Source organism: Muricoprocola aceti (genome assembly GCF_025567005.1).
Lineage (GTDB): Bacteria > Bacillota > Clostridia > Lachnospirales > Lachnospiraceae > Marvinbryantia > Marvinbryantia aceti.
The window spans coordinates 1-16,664 of record NZ_JAOQKE010000003.1; the positions used below are offsets into that span (position 1 = coordinate 1).

Here is a 16,664-nt window from a genome sequence, read left to right on the forward strand (position 1 = left end):
CCTAGCGTCAGATCTGTAGTAAAATGCTGGCGTCTATCCTCTATGATTATGGCAGATTTTCGGTGGAAGTTAAATCCACCCTGTTATTAGGCGCTTACGATTGAAAGGGCATATGCATGTGGTATGGATTATTAAAAAATAATCACGATATGTTTATAATTTTCTTATAGCATAAAAAGATCCCCCATTTATTAGAATGACTTTCATAATTCTGATAAATGGAGGATTCTTCTTTATATGTTACAGAAAAACAGTTTTATGACATTTGGAGTGTTTCCAGTCTTTTTGGATCAAGGATTGTGATTTTGCCGCGGGAGAGTTTGACGAGACCCTCGCCTTGAAAGTATCGAAGCATTCGAGTGATAACTTCCCTGTGGGAACCAAGATGGTTGGCGATAGTTTCGTGAGTGATTTTCAATTCATTTGTTTCTTCGATAGAGGTCTCTTCTAAAAGAAATGAAGCAACACGCTTATCCAAACTCTTCCACATGATTTGTTCAATCAGCCACATGACATCAGAAAAACGGGTAGCCATTAACTCATTGGTATAGTTTGCGACAGGAGCAGATTCATTCATGATGCCCTTATAGATTTCAGCAGGGATGATCCAAAGATCAGTATCTTTTTCTGCCTCAATGGTTACTTCAAATTGAATGGACCGTATGATACATGAGGCGGATAAAAGACATATATCCATATCGAACAGACGGTAGAGTGTAATCTCTCGTCCTTCATCTGATAATATATAAGTTCGAAGCTGCCCGGATTTAACCAGTAATAATCCGGTACAATCCATGTTCCCGTTGTGAATGATTGTCCCTTTTTTCACATGCTGTGTGATCAAATTGTCTGAAATTAGTTTTTTCTGTGCTGTATTTAAGTCATTCCATAGTGGAAAATAATTTTCGAAGCTCATAATAGTTATCTCCTTTATGAACATAGTATACTTGCTTTTTTAAGATGCGTCAATCGAATAATTGACATATGCCCTTTATAGGGCTATTATATAAGAAAAGCGAGAAAGGAGCAATTTCATGCCGAGACCAGTAAAATGCAGAAAAGTCTGCCATTTCCCAAATGTTTTAGAATTTCTTCCGGCAGATGATACTGAGAAAAAAACGCCCATTGTTCTGACGGTAGATGAGTACGAGACAATCCGTCTTTTGGACAAGAAAGGTTACAGTCAGGAGCAGTGTTCAGAATCTATGCAGATCGCAAGAACGACGGTCCAACGGATTTACGAGATTGCCAGAAAGAAAATAGCAGATGCTCTCATTGATGGACATCCGCTTAAAATTGAGGGTGGGGATTTCATAATCTGTGACGGTCAGAGCAGCGACTGCAGCTTTGGAGGATGTTATAAACAGGAGATTTATCAAAAATATGCAGTAGAAAAAGGAGAAGGTATCATGAGAATAGCAGTAACATATGAAAATGGACAGATTTTCCAACACTTTGGACATACAGAGACATTTAAGATTTACGATGTAGAGGAAGGAAAAGTGCTACATTCAGAAGTAGTAGATACGAATGGAAGCGGACATGGTGCATTGGCAGGAGTTCTTAATGCATTAAATGCCGATGTTTTGATCTGCGGCGGAATCGGAGGAGGTGCTCAGACCGCATTAGCGGCAGCGGGCATTAAGATTTTTGGCGGAGTTTCAGGAGATGCGGATAAAGCAGTAGAAGCTTTTATCAATGATACGCTTGATTATAATCCGGATGTGAAGTGTTCTCACCATGAGCACAACCATGGGGAAGGACATACGTGTGGTGAGCATAGATGCGGAAGCCATAGCTGTCATTAAGAAGAATAAAAAAATACAACACGAAAGGATGCGTCAAGGTAATGCCAGAATTATCGTGATACATCCTTTTGTATTTGGAATGATTATTTTTCTTTCCCTACTTGTCGAGAGTAATGGATGGAATGTATAATATTTTTAATGATCCAGAGATATTTATTTTGGAAACAGCTTAATCAATTTGGAGGTATAAAATGAAAGCACATAAATATTGGTCAATCGGAGCAATAGTTACAATGGTTGGAACTTTTTATACAGGATATAAAGGGTTAAAAGCAGCACACAAATACTTTGCATTTGGCTCTCTGATATGCATGACTATGGCAGTCTATTCTGGTCATAAAATGATTTCAGGTAATAAAAGAACAAGAAAACAGGTGGAAAATACAAAAGCGGAGGAATAGTAAATGTTAGAGTTAGGAATAAAAGCACCGGATTTTGAATTGCCGGATCAGAACGGAGAAATGCATAAATTAAGCGATTATGCAGGAAAAAAAGTAATCTTATATTTTTATCCAAAGGATAATACACCAGGATGTACGAAGCAGGCATGTGGCTTTTCTGAGCGTTATCCACAGTTTACTGAGAAGGGAGCTGTTATTCTCGGAGTGAGCAAGGACTCTGTAGCGTCTCACAAGAGATTTGAAGAAAAATACGGACTGGCATTTACGCTATTAGCAGACCCGGATCGTAAAGTTATTGAAGCATATGATGTCTGGAAAGAAAAGAAAAATTATGGAAAAGTATCTATGGGTGTAGTAAGAACTACATATCTTATTGATGAGCAGGGAATCATTATAAAGGCAAATGATAAAGTCAAGGCGGCAGATGATCCTGAAAATATGCTTAAGGAATTGGCATAATGAAGATTATTTTATCACCTGCAAAAAAGATGATTGTAGATACCGATAACTTAGCACCGGTTGAACTGCCTGTCTATATTGATAAGACAGCAGAAGTATTAAACTGGATGAAAAGCAAATCAAAAGAAGAACTGAAAGCTATCTGGAAATGTAATGACAAGATTGCAGAGCAGAACTTTAACAGATTGGAAAATATGGATCTTTATAACAGGCTTACTCCGGCTGTTTTAGCATATGAAGGGATTGCATTTCAATATATGGCACCATCTGTGTTTGAAATCCAACAGTTTGAGTATTTGCAAAATCATTTAAGAATCTTGTCTGCGTTTTATGGCATTTTAAAACCAATGGATGGTGTGACTCCTTATCGTCTTGAAATGCAGGCAAAGGTTGGAATTGGAGATGCAAAAAATCTGTATGAGTACTGGGGAGAATTGTTATACCGCTCAGTAATCGATGACAGTAGGATTATCATTAATCTTGCATCAAAAGAATACTCAAAATGTATAGAAAAGTATCTTACACCGAAGGATAAATATATTACAATTTCATTCTGCGAACAAGCTGGAAATAAACTGGTAACAAAAGGTACTTATGCTAAGATGGCTCGTGGTGAGATGGTTCGATTCATGGCGGAAAATGATATTGAAAATCCTGATGATATAAAAAAGTTTGACAGGCTTGGTTATATATTCAGGTCTGATTTATCATCAGATAGTAAATATGTTTTTGAACGCAAAATAGCATAATTATTTTAAGTTATCAAGAGAATATAATTTGAAAATAATAATAGTTATTATTACTAATCAAAATCAATAATAACTATTACTAATTTTATATTATAAGATAACCTGTAATAAAAAAGAGGACATATGGATTTATACATATCCATATGTCCTCTTTTTTATTGATATTAATCTACAAGCTTGTCAAGTTCTTTGATATACTCAGTTTCGCTTGAGGTTTTATGAGTAGACTGTTTTGCATATAATCCGACAGAAGTCTGTGATTTCTTAATTGCCTGCATGGTTCCAGCACCGGCAACATATAGTGGCTCAGTTGTCAAGACAAAAATCTAAGATTTTTATAATGAACTGATATGGTGGACAAGTTACAAGGAACATGGAGAGAACAGTGGAGCACTCCCCAGATCCAATATATGCTAAGCTACATATGGCATCAACATTGCCGGATAGTAGCATTCAGCCGGTGTTTGGTAATCAAGTGCAGAATGGCGTCGCTCAAAGTTGTAGGTGTGGATATACTGTCTGATAGCAGCCCTTGCTTCCCTGATGTTGTTGTACTGTGTCAGATAGGCTTCCTCATACTTGAAGCTGCGGAACCAGCGCTCAATCATGATGTTGTCTGCCCAGCGGCTTTTTCCATCCATACTCTGGCGGATACCGTTTTCCTTTACAAAGTCAATGTATTGCTGACTTGTAAACTGACAACCCTGATCTGAATTCAAGATCTGAGGTTTTGCCACTTTGAAAGCTTTTTTCAGGGCACTGATAACCATTCTGGTATCAAGTGTGTCATCCACTTCCCAGCCGACAATACAACGGCTATACCAGTCGATCACGGCTGTCAGATACAGAAATCCGCGCTTGATCGGAATATATGTAATGTCAATAGACCATGCCTGATTTGGTTTGTCTATGACCGCATTACGAAGAAGATATGGACATACTTTCGCCTGCTGCATTCGCTTGGAAAGATTCATCTTTGGATAAATCGGGTAAATATCCATCTCATTCATGTAGCGTCTTGCCTTGCGGCGTCCAACCTGGTAACCACGGGTTTTTAACTGTGCAGACATTTGTCTTGCGCCCCAAGTGGGATTATCTGTATGGAGATGATCAATGATCTCTTTGCAGGCCAGTTCCTCATCTGAAATAGGGGCACCCTTGTAATAAATGCTTGTACGGTTGATGTCAAGCAACCTGGCGCCAACAGAAGCCGGAATTTCCTTAGTCGTCAAAAGGTTTTGGACTAAACTTACTCTCGTAGTCAGGTCCACAAATTTCTTCAGATTTTTTTTTGAGCCAGTCAACCTGCATGGTTAACTGACCAACCTTTTTGGCATACTCCGCTTTCTCCTTACGCTCTTCGGCAAGCTTTTCTTTGAGGTTTTCCTCACGCTTGTCGTCGAACACAACCGAAGCATTGTTCAAGAACTCTTTTTTCCAGTTGCGGAGCAGATTTGGTTGGATGTTATTTTCAGTTGCAAGGGTATTGAGATCTTTCTCACCCTTAAGCAGCTCAATTACAAGGTCTGATTTGAATTTGGCATTAAAATTTCTTCTTTGTCTGGACATGATAATGGATCCTTTCTTTCATACTGGTTTAAGTATATCAGATTCATTAAAAACTGTCCGAAAAAGTGTCTTAATTTATGAGACCATTATAAATGCGCCAGATTCATTTCAGCGGGTTATACAGTGATTGATGAAGAATATACTGATTACTATGTCCTCAACGATGCAGGAAAAGAGATGTTGCTCAGACAGGTAGAAGAACTGGAAAGTGAGCTGGTGGCATTTATGGGAGAAAATGACGGAAAAAGAACGGTAGAAGAGATCTGCGAGTGGCTGAATAGTAGGTATGAGATAGATGAGGCGGTATGTTGTAAGAAGATATATAATTATATAAAGGGGCATATGAAGAAGTGGAAAATTAGCACGGTGTATTCTGGTGGGAAGAGGAAGTATGAGCTGGTGATAAAGAAGTAAGACAGAGAAGATATACAGTAATATACAGGAAAATTTTCCCCAAAGGTTACATTTTGGGAAAATTATGATATTATGTATATAAGTATAATATTGATTGAAATAGTTTCCTTGATGTTATTATTTGGCAGAGTTACTCCAGACATAATAACCGTTACGTTGATGAATATTCAAATATATTTAGCAATGAAAGTTTAACATGAGAGTGAAAAATTTTGGTGTAGTGATAGCGTGCACTTGTGGGGGCTTAGTTGAACCGTAAAAGCCAGAAATATATATAGGAAATAAATGCAATGGGGGGCGAATCTATCTCACCTCACTCACTAAAAAGCGCTGACATTGGTCGGGAAAAAGCCCCTGGATCACAGGAGCGATAAGTGCGAAGCGGAACTGTGCCACTTCAGCGTTTCGTTTGAGCGTTTCGGTATCTTTATTCATGTAAAACTCTTCCTTCATATGTTTTCTTACATTATAAAGGAGATGGAGCCCGGTGCCCATCCCACGGTCGTGTGGTCAGAAGACGGAGATATCCGGTGCAAAGATTGTCTGGTGGTAGTGTGCGTTTTTTGCACCTGTTGCGATGGGATTAGCATGTGACTGGAGTAGGGGATGATGCAGTCTGGAAGAACGGCATGGGAATGTTCACAGCTGTCACAGAAAACTCGAAGAACACTGAGATCATCTTTTTCCAGATGTCTATTTCTGAAATCGATCATGGATCTGCCGTAATAGGCATGAATGTGTCAGTTTCCGGAGGAACCACAGATGGGACAGGTCTTCCGCTCTGACTGAAACTTATCCATGTAAGCATCAAAGAGATTTTTTGATGAAGCTTTTATACGAATTATCTTGCAAAGTAGTAAGTTTTTTCTTATCATAGTAATGGACATCAAGCTGACTGCTGATACTACAGGCAACCATTTATTAGGGCATAACCCTGCGTCGGACCTGTGCTGCAGAGCTTGTGTTGTGTGAGAGGAAGAACGAACTTTGGTAGGGGCTGTTCTTTCTCTTTTTTGGTTACCTAAAAACTATAAGCAAAAGCAGGGGAATAGCCAAGACTATGCAGATAAAAACGTGCCGTAAGAAACGGCACGTTCGGATAGACGATATGAAAGAGGCACCGAATGAAATCTGCGGTAAAATTGCCGCAGGTGGGAACTATAATTTGACGCGTGACACCGAGGCTGAAATATGAGCGATTATGTCATAAACAAAATATGAAGAAGGAGGCAAATGATTATGGCAAAGTATAATCCAAATCATTTTATAGAAGCAATATCCAATAGAATGTCGGGAAGAGTGCCAGCTTGTCCCTATTGTGGTGGACAAAAATTTACATCGACAGGTAATATTGCTGCCATTCTTATTGGCGATGATACTTCTAATTTAAACTTAGGACCACATATACCCTGTGGAATGCTTATTTGTGAAAATTGTGGACATATGGAATTTTTTGCGTTAGGCTCTTTAGGTTTGATGGATAAGGAGACTGATAATGGATAATAAGATGATAATTGACAGTTCAGATACAGGGATAGTAGTTACAGAAACCAAAGTGACAATATCGGATGAAAAGCTAAATAGAATGCTTTCAAAAACATATGAGGCTGCACAGAAAAATAGTAATAAATTTAAATTACATAGTCTATGGAGTGTATGCTGGTCAATAACAGGTACATTATGTATGTCTTTATTAACTTCGTCATTTAATGAAATTGGTTCAATAGATGCTAGAAGTGTTACAAATTGGGCAATTGCATTATGCATTCTGTTTGGAATTGCAGGATTAGTATTAGTTATTTGGAGAATAAATGATAAATCTTCAAACGATACTGAGAGCAGAGACAAGGCAGTTAATGAAATAATAGAAGCATTTTTACATTAAATATATAAATTTTGAGAGTATTTAGCACAATAGAGAATATATTGGATAGTATATAGATGAATACTATTTTATAGGTCATAATAATGAACTTCTGCATTCTAATATTATTGTATGAATATTCTAGTTTGCGATAGACAAATATATGTAATTAGTAGGGCAGGTATATTTATTAATAAAAGATCATATTAGCTTATACAGAAAAGGCGCTTTTTAGAAGGTGGATTATAAAAATGAAAATAGAAAATTCAGCAGTAAATATAACATTTGCAAGATGTGAAAATATAAAAAGACAGTATATTTTAAATGAAGATATATTGAAAAATAATTTTAATGAGGCAAATATTTTGCCAATACCAGATGAGGCTCCAGTTGAGATACCTAGGATAATAATTAAAACCAAAGGAGAACATTCTCAATTAAGTATTGCACCAGAGGCAGCATCGTTTCAGACTATATATACAGATCTTTTTAAAGAAAATTGGGATTTATGTGAGGAATATGTCAAAAATCGAATTGAGGATGTATTTAAATTGATTGACACATTTAAATCGGAAAAATATAAATATATTGGAATTGTTACGAATTTGATGTGGGATGAAGTAGAAGTTGAGGGAAATAAAGTATTATTTGAAAACTTATTTGCACATTGTCCAGTGGATAATCTGGATGATTTGGTAGTTAAGTATACGTATATAGAAAATGAAAAGTATTATGTAAATATAACGTTACAGAGTGTAAGAGTATATGAAAATGAAGAAACAAATGAAGCTGGATGTTATATGGACGAAAAATTGAAAACACACACAATTGGGATTACATTAGATGTGAATGATAGATATATGTTTAATAGACAAAAAGATTATTGTTCAGATAAACATAGATTTGAAGAATTGCTTGGTATAACAACAATGATAATTAACGAAAAACTAAAAACATTAGTTGAGAAGGGTGAATACTAGTGAGAAGGGATAAAACAAGTAGCATATTTTTGATGGGGTTGACATGTTGTGCAATTGTTAGTGCCAACACATCGACAATGACACAAGCGTTTAATAAACTTGGAATATATTCAACGACTAATAATTCTTTTTATGGAACAGAGTCAGGAATGTTGAAGCAATACCCAATAAAAGAAGATAAATCTAATGTAGAAAAAGAAGCACAAAAATTGTTTGGCAATATGAGGGAAGCAACAATTGCTGAACAAAATGCTATACAAAAAAATATTGATAAAATATCTGTGCCAACAGGTATTAATTTCTGGGATTAATGCTAAAAGAGTTTATAGAGTTTGTTGATAGCGTACTTCCCTCTGTAGATTCAGAAGCTAAAGACAAAGCAAAGGCTGCGATAGAACAATTTCAAAAAGACGGTGTCAAGGCAGAGTGGTTATTGCCAAAGAAATTACCTACCCTATCGCAGGGAGATATTATATCAGAAATACCATTTTCATATTTTAAAGCTGATGGCACACAGTATATTTTTAAAGCAAGAGGAATGGTAATATCAACTTCATGTCATATTGATCAAAAAGAAAAAATTAATATTGTACCAGTATTGCCGTTAACATTTTACGAAGGAAATGAAAATGGAAAACACGAATTGATCGAAAATCGAATGTTTAATTATATGTATTTCCCAGAAAGTGCTGTGCAAGATTACTTTGTAGATTTTTCAACAATAAATACATACAATAAGGATCTAATTGTGAAAGGGATAGAGGAAGGGAAAATTAAACGGTTATATTCATTGAGTCAGATAGGTTTCTATTTATTTATTATTAAATTGACAGTTTTTCTTATGAGAAAAGAAGATGGAGAGACGATGGAAAACCGTAGTATTACAAGTTATTGTTGAACTTCCATTATTGAATTTTGCATTCAGGTGCGGTTTGGACGTAACCGCTTAATTGGTTCTGGGTAACTTTTCACCGACTATTTTACAGTCCATAGTGATGATAGTAAATAGATTTTTACTCCATTCTGCTGATAGGAGAATGAGATGCAAAGCAGACTATTGCCGACAAAATCGAGAGTATGTGCTATACTGGCTTTATCAGAATACAACAGAACGAAAAAGAAACAAATGAGGTGAAGAATGAAAACAACATTATTAATCATGGCAGCCGGTATTGGTTCGAGATTTGGCGGAGGTATCAAGCAGCTGGAGCCTGTCGGTTTACATGATGAGATTATCATGGATTATTCGATTCATGATGCCATCGAGGCTGGATTTAATAAGATTGTATTTGTGATTCGTAAGGACATCGAGGAAGACTTCAGAGAACGGATTGGCAATCGAATTGAAGAACTGTGTAAGAAGCTGAATGTGGAAGTGGCCTATGCATTTCAGGATCTGCAGGCGATTCCAGATGGATTCTCAGTACCGGAAGACCGCAAGAAGCCATGGGGAACGGGACAGGCGGTACTGGCAGCGAAAGATCTGGTTCATGAGCCATTTATCGTGATCAATGCGGATGACTACTACGGAAAAGAAGCATTTCAGCAGTTACATAACTGGCTGGTGGAAGACCATGAAGAGAATGCTATTTCCATGGCAGGATTTATTCTGAAGAATACACTTTCAGATAATGGTGGTGTGACCAGAGGAATCTGTAAGGTGACAGAAGGCCATACCCATATTAGTGATGTGGTGGAGACCAGTAATATTGTGAAGGAAGTGGATGCCAATGGTAACATCGGTGCAGAGGCAGATGGCGTCACACTGGATCCGGAATGTTATGTGTCTATGAATATGTGGGGATTTCCGGCAAAAGAAGGCTGTGATCCGGCATTCATGGGAGCGCTGGATAAGGAATTCAAGACATTTTTCGAACAGACAGTTCCGGGCAATCCACAGAAGGCAGAATATTTGCTTCCGACTCTGATCGGTGGTATGCTGAGAGAAGGAAAATGCACTGTAAAGGTACTGGAGACCAAGGACAGATGGTTTGGAGTAACTTATAAAGAGGATAAGGCGGTGGTAGTAGAAAGCTTCCGCAAGCTGATTCAGGATGGTGTGTACGGAGAAGAACTGTACAAAGATGTGATATCCAGAAAATAAATAAGAAATGATATGAATAGTTCCTTGCCATAAGGCAGGGAACTATTTTATAATAAATGAAATATTTGTGACAGAGTAGGAGAGATCATTTTATGACTGATATAATTATGATGTTGTTGGCATTTTTGATCTTAATGGGAGTAGTTTGCTTCTATAATGCAGTAATAAATGCCAATATGGGAGAAGGAATGCTGTTGTCAGCATCGACAATAATGTTAGTACTGGCAGTCAGCAGCACCGTATTTGGCACATTTCGGTACGGAATGTGGGGAATTTGTGGTATCGCATTGCTGGGCGCAGTTGGGTTTTTGATTTGTCTGATCAGAAAAGAGAATAAAAAAGAACAGTTTACCGGCTGGATCGTGATAGGAAGTCTGTTGCTGTTGTATCTGTTCTGGCTGGTCATTTACCACAATGATTTTATCCAGCATATTGATGAATTTCATGAATGGGCAGCAGCTGTGAAATATATGTTGATCCATGATAAAATGCCAACAGGTGGAGATTTTATCGGGGGTGGAGGCCAGTATGGATTCGCTTCCAGTGTATTTTTGCTGTATTTTCAGAAGTTTACCGGTTACAGTGAGCAGAATATGTATGTGGCATCCACGTTACTGACATTTATTGGACTGTTGCTGCCATTTTCTAATTATGAGAAAAAGGACGGTAAAAAGGTATGGATCTATATTGGGATCCTTTATATTGCACTGTATTCTCTGTATGTATATGGAACAAAGAGTCTGTATGTAGATATGCCGACTGCGGCATGGGCCGGCGGCCTGGCTGGATGGTGGATGAATCGGGATCCGGGGAAAAAGAAATGTAATGTACTGATTCTTTTGGCTGGAATGGTGACGCTTCATTTTATGAAACAATCCCAGGGACTGCTCATGGCAGTATTTGTATTGCTGTTTGTACTGAGTTATAGCTGGATGATTGAGAAGAAAAGGATCTATAAACCACAGGTTTTGCAGCGTCTTCGCATAACAACAGGTGTATTATGTCTTCTGCTATTGATTGGAACGGCAGGCGTGGTTTTATTAATAGGTGAATTGAAACCAGTAGAAAAAACTGTAGTATCGGAAGATGGACAGGAATATGAGACCACATCCTATGAGATTATGGGAAAAGAACTTCCGCAGGGAGCGGTCAACTGGATCGATACGTATACCATAAATGGAAAAAAAGCAAAAGAAACCATGAAGAGTTTTCTGACGAATGGTATTGGAAACAGATTAACCAGCAGATCAAATCTGAAGCTGGCATTTGTCCCATTTGTGATTTTGTGTCTGATGTTGACAACCATATATGGGGATCTTTATCAGAAAAAACAGGAAAGCAGTTACTTTCGCTGTTATATGCTGGTGATGTCATTGGCCTATAGTGCAGTATTATATTTGTCTTTTGTATTGATGTTTACCTATGGACTGAGTGTGGATGTAAAATCCAGTGCCAGGTATTTTTCAGGGTGTGCAGTATACTTGTTTATGCTGGTGATGACATTGTTGTTGAGTCGGGAAAATCTGAAAAGAAAAACAGCTCTGAAATATGTGCTGTGCGGAATAGGAGCAATGTTCCTGTATGGAGTAAATACCAAATATATTCCAAATATGACAGCTTTAGATAAAGACGAAGTGATAGGATATGAATCCATCAGTTCTGCAAAACATCAGGTGCAGAAAATCCAGAAACAGATCGGCATGGAAGACAAAGTGTACTTTATCTATCAGGTTAGCGAGAAAGACTTTGAGGAGCGGGAATATGTGAATTCACCAGTGCTGTATTATATGGATACACAGGTCAGCAATTATATGGGATCGCCATGGAGATTCCTGGAGGAAGGATGTAATATTGGACTGGAACTTCGTGAGGATATTACACTTCAGAATCTGCCAGACCTGTTGACATGGGGCGGTTATACCTATGTGTGGATATATAAAAGCAATTCGTATTTGAACGAGAAGCTGCCGGAAGTATTTCAGATGGAGGAGGATGTGGAAAAAGGCTTATATAAAGTTATTTATGAAAATGAACGTCCAGTCGGACTGGAATATGTAAGTGCTTTATAAAAGCAGAAAAATGAATTTGGAAAAACACAAAGTGCCTGACACCGTGACTAAGTGGTAAAGTTTTCATTATAAAAGAATAAATATAAAATAAAACTGGTAGTTCCTTGCCATATGGCAGGGAACTATTTTATAATAGTGGAAACTGATAAATATGAGCAGAGAGGATGGTGCTGACATGGGCAGATTTGTGAATCCGGATAACAGTGCATTTCGTGTGACATTGAATTCAAAAATATATGTGGATAAGACAGAACTTCTGGAATATACCAATAGCGTGTTGGACACCATGGATGCCTATATCTGTAACAGTCGTCCCAGAAGATTTGGTAAATCAATTACAGCGAATATGCTGACGGCTTATTATAGTAAGGGCTGTGATTCGGAAGAGATGTTTGCACCGTTGGCGATTGGGAAAAAGAAAGATTTTCAAAAGCATTTGAATCGTTATGATGTCATTCATATTGATATACAATGGTTTTTGTCTAATGTAAACGAGTTGGATCATATTGTGGAATATATTACAGATACTGTATTAGCTGAGTTACGGGAATGTTATCCTGAGGTAATCACAACGGGAGTGGTGACATTGCCGGATGCCCTTTCACGGATAAAGAATGCAACGGGACAAAAGTTTATTGTGATTATTGATGAGTGGGATGTGCTGATTCGTGATGAGGCTGCGAATGTAAGAGTACAGAATGAATATATCAGTTTTTTACAGGGTATGTTTAAAGGAACTGAGCCGACAAAGTATATTCAGTTGGCTTATCTGACTGGAATTCTGCCGATTAAAAAAGAGAAGACACAGTCAGCATTGAATAATTTTGATGAGTTTACAATGTTGGAGGCCAGTAACCTTGCGCCTTATATTGGATTTACGGAAGAGGAAGTAAGAGATCTGTGCGAAACATATCAGAAAGATTTTGAAAAAGTAAAAAGATGGTATGATGGATATCTGTTGGAAGATACTGCAGTTTATAATCCGAAAGCAGTGGTTAGTGTAATGCAGAAAAGTAAATTCAGAAGTTACTGGTCGGAGACAGGCTCTTATGAAGCAATTGTTCCACTGATTAATATGGATTTTGACGGGCTGAAGACTGCATTGATTGAGATGCTGTCTGGCACATCTGTGAAACTGAATACGGCGACGTTTACCAATGACACGGTAAACTTCAAAAATAGAGATGATGTGCTTACGTATCTGATCCATCTGGGTTACCTGAGCTATAATCAGGATGAAAGAACTGCTTTTGTACCAAATGAAGAGATCCGGCAGGAACTGACGACAGCGGTAGAGTGCAATAAATGGAATGAATTTGTGGAGTTTCAGAAACAGTCAGATGAACTTTTAAATGCTACGTTGGATATGGATTGCAGCAAAGTAGCAGAACAGATAGAAAAGATTCATACAGAATATGTATCTGCAATTCATTACAACAATGAAAGTTCATTGGGAAGTGTACTGGCTATTGCCTATTTGAGTGCGATGCAGTATTATTTTAAACCGGTGCGGGAAATGCCGACAGGACGTGGCTTTGCAGATTTTGTGTTTATGCCGAAACCGGAATATCGTAACGGCTATCCGGCTCTGGTAGTGGAATTAAAGTGGAATAAGACAGCGGATACGGCTTTACAACAGATCAAAGACAAGAAGTATCCAGAGTCTCTTTTGGGTTATGCAGGAAACATTCTTTTGGTGGGGATTAATTATGACAAAGAGAAAAAAGAACATCAGTGTGTGATAGAAAAATATCAGAAGCAAGAATGATAAACAGGAAAGGTTGGGTACAGGAATGAATACACGGGAAGAGAGAAAAAAGCAGATTAAGAAGCAGCTGAACAGTATGAAGGCGGCGGAAGTGAAGATGTATCATTTCCTGCTGAGAAAGACATTTTTATCCAATCAGGATTTCAGGATAGCAGCAGATGGCTCCTGGGAAGAGATGACAGATATTATTGGTGAGCAGACCAAACAGAAAATAGATTTCCCAATGACCGAGATTGCAAATAAGGAATTAACAGATATCTGGAATCTGATGGAACAGGAAGATTTTGATCAGAAGAAACTGAAAAAGGCAGAATGCATCGAGCAGATGCTGACAGTATTAAGTGATGATACTATGTTTGAAGGATTTTGCCTCGCTTTTTATGGGGAGGATGAAGAGATGGAAATGCTGTGCAGAATGTGGAACTGTGAGGAGGCATATCTGACATTAGCATCTGATCCGGTATATCAAAAAAGAAAAGCTTATCAGAAAATGATCAGACGTTACACGAAGGCTTCCGTAAATCTGTATGGGATTGTTCATGTGTTAGATGTGGAAAAAATTCTGATGGATTATGAAAAGAACTTTATGGAACAAATGGACGGATTTGAGAGAGTGGAAGGATGCTATCGAAACACAGTAATGTATCAGCCACGGTACCATTGTTCCTGCGTATTTCAGAATGTTATTGGAAATGGAATCCCAGATGTATTAACATCCATGGATGGGCTGGTTATGCATATGTGTTTCAAAGAGGAATATCTGGCGGAAACAGATCGCATGATGGAACATTTTCAGGCTTATCAGGGTCGGGAACTGGGTGAAAAAGAACTGGATGAATTCTTTTTTGGAAAAGCTGAGGAATCGGCTTATAGACGATTACTGATAGCAAGAATGGATAAGCCACCATATAGTCCCGATAAGAACGAATTCCTGAAATATGAAGATGAAAATTATCGAGAAGAAAATTCGTCGGAAAAACAACTGAAGCGGTATCTTGCAAAGAATTACCGGAGAAATTTTGGAAAAGTGGCAGATAAACTGGGAATGACGGCGGATCAGTGCATCAATGATTTTGTAGAAGAAATTTATCAGCATACATCCGATCGAGGAAGTCTGGAACCGAAAGACCCAAATGAAGTAATTGAGTTTGTATTTGCAGGTCTGCAGGGATATGAGATTTCAATGGACATAAACCGCATGAATGAGATCCTATCTTATGTTATGCAGATGGTGAATTCCGTGCGTCTGTGGAGCAATAATGGCTATACGCCGATGGAACTGGCAAAGATGCATCCGGTAAATCCAGAGAATCTTACTGTGGTGCCTGGAAGCACTATGGCAGCAGAAGGATTAAAAGAAATTGAAGAAGATTTGAAACGGATGGGAATTCAGGTGGATACACAGCAGACAGCAACAGAAGTGCCAAGTTTTTCTTATCCGAATGGGCTAAATGGAACGGTGGTAAAAGGAACAAAAAAAGTATATCCGAATGATCCGTGTCCGTGTGGAAGTGGAAAGAAGTTCAAGAAGTGCTGTGGAAAGAGGTGACTTCATGAAGATTTTACAAGAAGCATTTGTCCTCTATGAAGGATGAGATGATCTATGAACTGGTAAGCATAAAACGGAATAGCGAAATAACATTGAGTGCAACTTTACTGTTCAGCCCGTATCCACAGGCTTATTTTCCACAGTTATGTATCACGGCAATTGTCGTTCCAGGAACGGAACTGGGGGAAACCGGAGTGGCAGGAGAACGTTTCCTGGATAATCAGAGAATAGAAGGAAACATTCCGGATATGCTAAGTGGTGCGCTGCAATTTGTGAAACGGAATATGCGTACCAAAACGATTATTAATGAAAAAACCGGGCAGAGAGAGGATCGAACCGATTATCCGGTTACAGCCATAAGAGAGGCTGTGATCAATGCACTGGTGCATCGAGACTATAGCATTCATGCCGAGGGAATGCCGATACAGTTGATTATGTTTCAGGACAGGCTGGAGATCCGCAATCCAGGTGGAATTTATGGCAGAATGCGAGTAGATCAATTAGGAAAAGTGCAGCCAGATACCAGGAATCCGGTACTGGCGTCTGCCCTGGAGGTCATGCACATTACTGAAAATCGATATTCCGGAATTCCAACGATACGGATGGAGATGGATCGCTATCAGCTGGAACAACCGGAATTCGTGGATGAACGGGGAAGCTTTATCGTGCGGCTATATCATAAAACAAAAGAAAAGACAGAGGCTATTCATACAGAAGAGGCGATGGATTTAATTCTGTTTTGCAGGACACCGAGAACCAGAAAAGAGATCTGCGAATATTTGGGACTTTCTTCGGTAACCTATGCGATTCAAAAGCATGTATTGCCGCTGGTAGAAGCGGGACAGCTGAAAATGAGCTTGCCGGATAAACCAAAGAGTCCGCGGCAGCTGTATTATAGTGAATAGATGAGTGCAATATCAATAAATAGCA

Annotated in this window: 19 protein-coding genes and 1 pseudogene; 15 read left to right on the top strand and 5 right to left on the bottom strand. The window is 38.4% G+C overall.

What is annotated here, in order from left to right; all coding sequences use genetic code 11:
* Window positions 1–256: 256 nt before the first annotated feature.
* Window positions 257–916 carry a Crp/Fnr family transcriptional regulator gene (locus OCV47_RS03875; RefSeq protein WP_262653913.1) on the bottom strand — a complete coding sequence of 220 codons (660 nt, stop codon included), beginning with the start codon at window positions 914–916 and terminating at the stop codon, window positions 257–259.
* A 118-nt stretch (window positions 917–1,034) separates the two neighbouring features.
* On the opposite strand from OCV47_RS03875, the gene OCV47_RS03880 reads away from it, so the two are divergent.
* The 4 genes from OCV47_RS03880 (at window position 1,035) to yaaA (ending at window position 3,417) form a co-directional block, all read left to right on the top strand.
* Complete coding sequence (locus OCV47_RS03880; RefSeq protein ID WP_262653915.1) at window positions 1,035–1,808, top strand: DUF134 domain-containing protein; 774 nt, start codon at window positions 1,035–1,037, stop codon at window positions 1,806–1,808.
* Between the two features lie 191 nt (window positions 1,809–1,999).
* Complete coding sequence (locus OCV47_RS03885) at window positions 2,000–2,209, top strand: DUF6219 family protein (RefSeq protein ID WP_118548170.1); 210 nt, start codon at window positions 2,000–2,002, stop codon at window positions 2,207–2,209.
* A gap of 3 nt (window positions 2,210–2,212) precedes the next feature.
* A complete protein-coding gene (gene bcp / locus OCV47_RS03890) occupies window positions 2,213–2,668 on the top strand; it encodes a thioredoxin-dependent thiol peroxidase (RefSeq protein WP_262653917.1) in 456 nt (151 codons plus the stop codon).
* Window positions 2,668–3,417 carry a peroxide stress protein YaaA gene (gene yaaA, locus OCV47_RS03895; protein ID WP_262653919.1) on the top strand — a complete coding sequence of 250 codons (750 nt, stop codon included), beginning with the start codon at window positions 2,668–2,670 and terminating at the stop codon, window positions 3,415–3,417. Before bcp ends, yaaA begins: the two co-directional genes overlap by 1 nt.
* A 413-nt stretch (window positions 3,418–3,830) precedes the next feature.
* Here yaaA and OCV47_RS03900 read toward each other — a convergent pair whose 3' ends face one another.
* Window positions 3,831–4,649, bottom strand: a complete 819-nt coding sequence (locus tag OCV47_RS03900; RefSeq protein WP_242970654.1) for an IS3 family transposase — start codon at window positions 4,647–4,649, stop codon at window positions 3,831–3,833.
* Window positions 4,639–4,986, bottom strand: a complete 348-nt coding sequence (locus OCV47_RS03905; protein WP_229097941.1) for a transposase — start codon at window positions 4,984–4,986, stop codon at window positions 4,639–4,641. The genes OCV47_RS03900 and OCV47_RS03905 overlap by 11 nt, the downstream gene beginning before the upstream one ends.
* A gap of 123 nt (window positions 4,987–5,109) precedes the next feature.
* Between OCV47_RS03905 and OCV47_RS03910 the strand changes: the two genes are divergently transcribed.
* Entirely contained in the window at window positions 5,110–5,400 is a 291-nt protein-coding gene (locus OCV47_RS03910) for a PqqD family protein (protein ID WP_262653921.1), read from the top strand.
* A gap of 303 nt (window positions 5,401–5,703) precedes the next feature.
* On the opposite strand, the gene OCV47_RS03915 is transcribed toward OCV47_RS03910, so the two are convergent.
* Together OCV47_RS03915 and OCV47_RS16150 are read right to left on the bottom strand one after the other, a co-directional pair.
* Window positions 5,704–5,835: a hypothetical protein gene (locus OCV47_RS03915; protein WP_262653924.1), complete on the bottom strand. Its 132-nt coding sequence runs from the start codon at window positions 5,833–5,835 to the stop codon at window positions 5,704–5,706.
* A gap of 26 nt (window positions 5,836–5,861) precedes the next feature.
* Window positions 5,862–6,113: a DUF6431 domain-containing protein gene (locus tag OCV47_RS16150; RefSeq protein WP_416888004.1), complete on the bottom strand. Its 252-nt coding sequence runs from the start codon at window positions 6,111–6,113 to the stop codon at window positions 5,862–5,864.
* 526 nt (window positions 6,114–6,639) lie between these two features.
* Here OCV47_RS16150 and OCV47_RS03925 point away from each other — a divergent pair.
* The 10 genes and pseudogenes from OCV47_RS03925 (at window position 6,640) to OCV47_RS03970 (ending at window position 16,639) form a co-directional block, all read left to right on the top strand.
* On the top strand, window positions 6,640–6,903 hold the full coding sequence (locus tag OCV47_RS03925) for a hypothetical protein (RefSeq protein WP_262653927.1): 264 nt from the start codon (window positions 6,640–6,642) through the stop codon (window positions 6,901–6,903).
* A complete protein-coding gene (locus OCV47_RS03930; protein WP_262653930.1) occupies window positions 6,896–7,285 on the top strand; it encodes a hypothetical protein in 390 nt (129 codons plus the stop codon). Before OCV47_RS03925 ends, OCV47_RS03930 begins: the two co-directional genes overlap by 8 nt.
* A 230-nt stretch (window positions 7,286–7,515) precedes the next feature.
* Entirely contained in the window at window positions 7,516–8,244 is a 729-nt protein-coding gene (locus OCV47_RS03935) for a hypothetical protein (protein ID WP_262653932.1), read from the top strand.
* Window positions 8,244–8,555 carry a hypothetical protein gene (locus OCV47_RS03940; protein ID WP_262653934.1) on the top strand — a complete coding sequence of 104 codons (312 nt, stop codon included), beginning with the start codon at window positions 8,244–8,246 and terminating at the stop codon, window positions 8,553–8,555. Before OCV47_RS03935 ends, OCV47_RS03940 begins: the two co-directional genes overlap by 1 nt.
* Window positions 8,555–9,142, top strand: coding sequence for a hypothetical protein (locus OCV47_RS03945; RefSeq protein ID WP_262653937.1), 588 nt, complete (start codon window positions 8,555–8,557; stop codon window positions 9,140–9,142). Before OCV47_RS03940 ends, OCV47_RS03945 begins: the two co-directional genes overlap by 1 nt.
* A 240-nt stretch (window positions 9,143–9,382) precedes the next feature.
* The gene (locus tag OCV47_RS03950) at window positions 9,383–10,348 is read left to right on the top strand and encodes a sugar phosphate nucleotidyltransferase (protein ID WP_262653939.1); all 966 of its coding nucleotides are present in this window, start codon (window positions 9,383–9,385) and stop codon (window positions 10,346–10,348) included.
* 92 nt (window positions 10,349–10,440) lie between these two features.
* Complete coding sequence (locus OCV47_RS03955; RefSeq protein ID WP_262653940.1) at window positions 10,441–12,417, top strand: hypothetical protein; 1,977 nt, start codon at window positions 10,441–10,443, stop codon at window positions 12,415–12,417.
* A gap of 175 nt (window positions 12,418–12,592) precedes the next feature.
* Entirely contained in the window at window positions 12,593–14,185 is a 1,593-nt protein-coding gene (locus tag OCV47_RS03960) for an ATP-binding protein (protein WP_262654175.1), read from the top strand.
* 1,450 nt (window positions 14,186–15,635) lie between these two features.
* A pseudogene (locus OCV47_RS16155) lies at window positions 15,636–15,734 on the top strand (SEC-C metal-binding domain-containing protein); the annotation flags it as partial.
* A gap of 35 nt (window positions 15,735–15,769) precedes the next feature.
* A complete protein-coding gene (locus OCV47_RS03970; protein ID WP_262653943.1) occupies window positions 15,770–16,639 on the top strand; it encodes an ATP-binding protein in 870 nt (289 codons plus the stop codon).
* The last annotated feature ends 25 nt before the right edge of the window (window positions 16,640–16,664 follow it).

Coding starts and splice junctions, on each gene's coding strand:
- OCV47_RS03875 (WP_262653913.1), bottom strand. CDS start 916: ATGAGCTTCGAAAATTATTTTCCACTATGGAATGACTTAAATACAGCA.
- OCV47_RS03880 (WP_262653915.1), top strand. CDS start 1,035: ATGCCGAGACCAGTAAAATGCAGAAAAGTCTGCCATTTCCCAAATGTT.
- OCV47_RS03885 (WP_118548170.1), top strand. CDS start 2,000: ATGAAAGCACATAAATATTGGTCAATCGGAGCAATAGTTACAATGGTT.
- bcp (WP_262653917.1), top strand. CDS start 2,213: ATGTTAGAGTTAGGAATAAAAGCACCGGATTTTGAATTGCCGGATCAG.
- yaaA (WP_262653919.1), top strand. CDS start 2,668: ATGAAGATTATTTTATCACCTGCAAAAAAGATGATTGTAGATACCGAT.
- OCV47_RS03905 (WP_229097941.1), bottom strand. CDS start 4,986: ATGTCCAGACAAAGAAGAAATTTTAATGCCAAATTCAAATCAGACCTT.
- OCV47_RS03915 (WP_262653924.1), bottom strand. CDS start 5,835: ATGAATAAAGATACCGAAACGCTCAAACGAAACGCTGAAGTGGCACAG.
- OCV47_RS16150 (WP_416888004.1), bottom strand. CDS start 6,113: ATGATCGATTTCAGAAATAGACATCTGGAAAAAGATGATCTCAGTGTT.
- OCV47_RS03925 (WP_262653927.1), top strand. CDS start 6,640: ATGGCAAAGTATAATCCAAATCATTTTATAGAAGCAATATCCAATAGA.
- OCV47_RS03930 (WP_262653930.1), top strand. CDS start 6,896: ATGGATAATAAGATGATAATTGACAGTTCAGATACAGGGATAGTAGTT.
- OCV47_RS03935 (WP_262653932.1), top strand. CDS start 7,516: ATGAAAATAGAAAATTCAGCAGTAAATATAACATTTGCAAGATGTGAA.
- OCV47_RS03945 (WP_262653937.1), top strand. CDS start 8,555: ATGCTAAAAGAGTTTATAGAGTTTGTTGATAGCGTACTTCCCTCTGTA.
- OCV47_RS03950 (WP_262653939.1), top strand. CDS start 9,383: ATGAAAACAACATTATTAATCATGGCAGCCGGTATTGGTTCGAGATTT.
- OCV47_RS03955 (WP_262653940.1), top strand. CDS start 10,441: ATGACTGATATAATTATGATGTTGTTGGCATTTTTGATCTTAATGGGA.
- OCV47_RS03960 (WP_262654175.1), top strand. CDS start 12,593: ATGGGCAGATTTGTGAATCCGGATAACAGTGCATTTCGTGTGACATTG.
- OCV47_RS03970 (WP_262653943.1), top strand. CDS start 15,770: ATGAAGGATGAGATGATCTATGAACTGGTAAGCATAAAACGGAATAGC.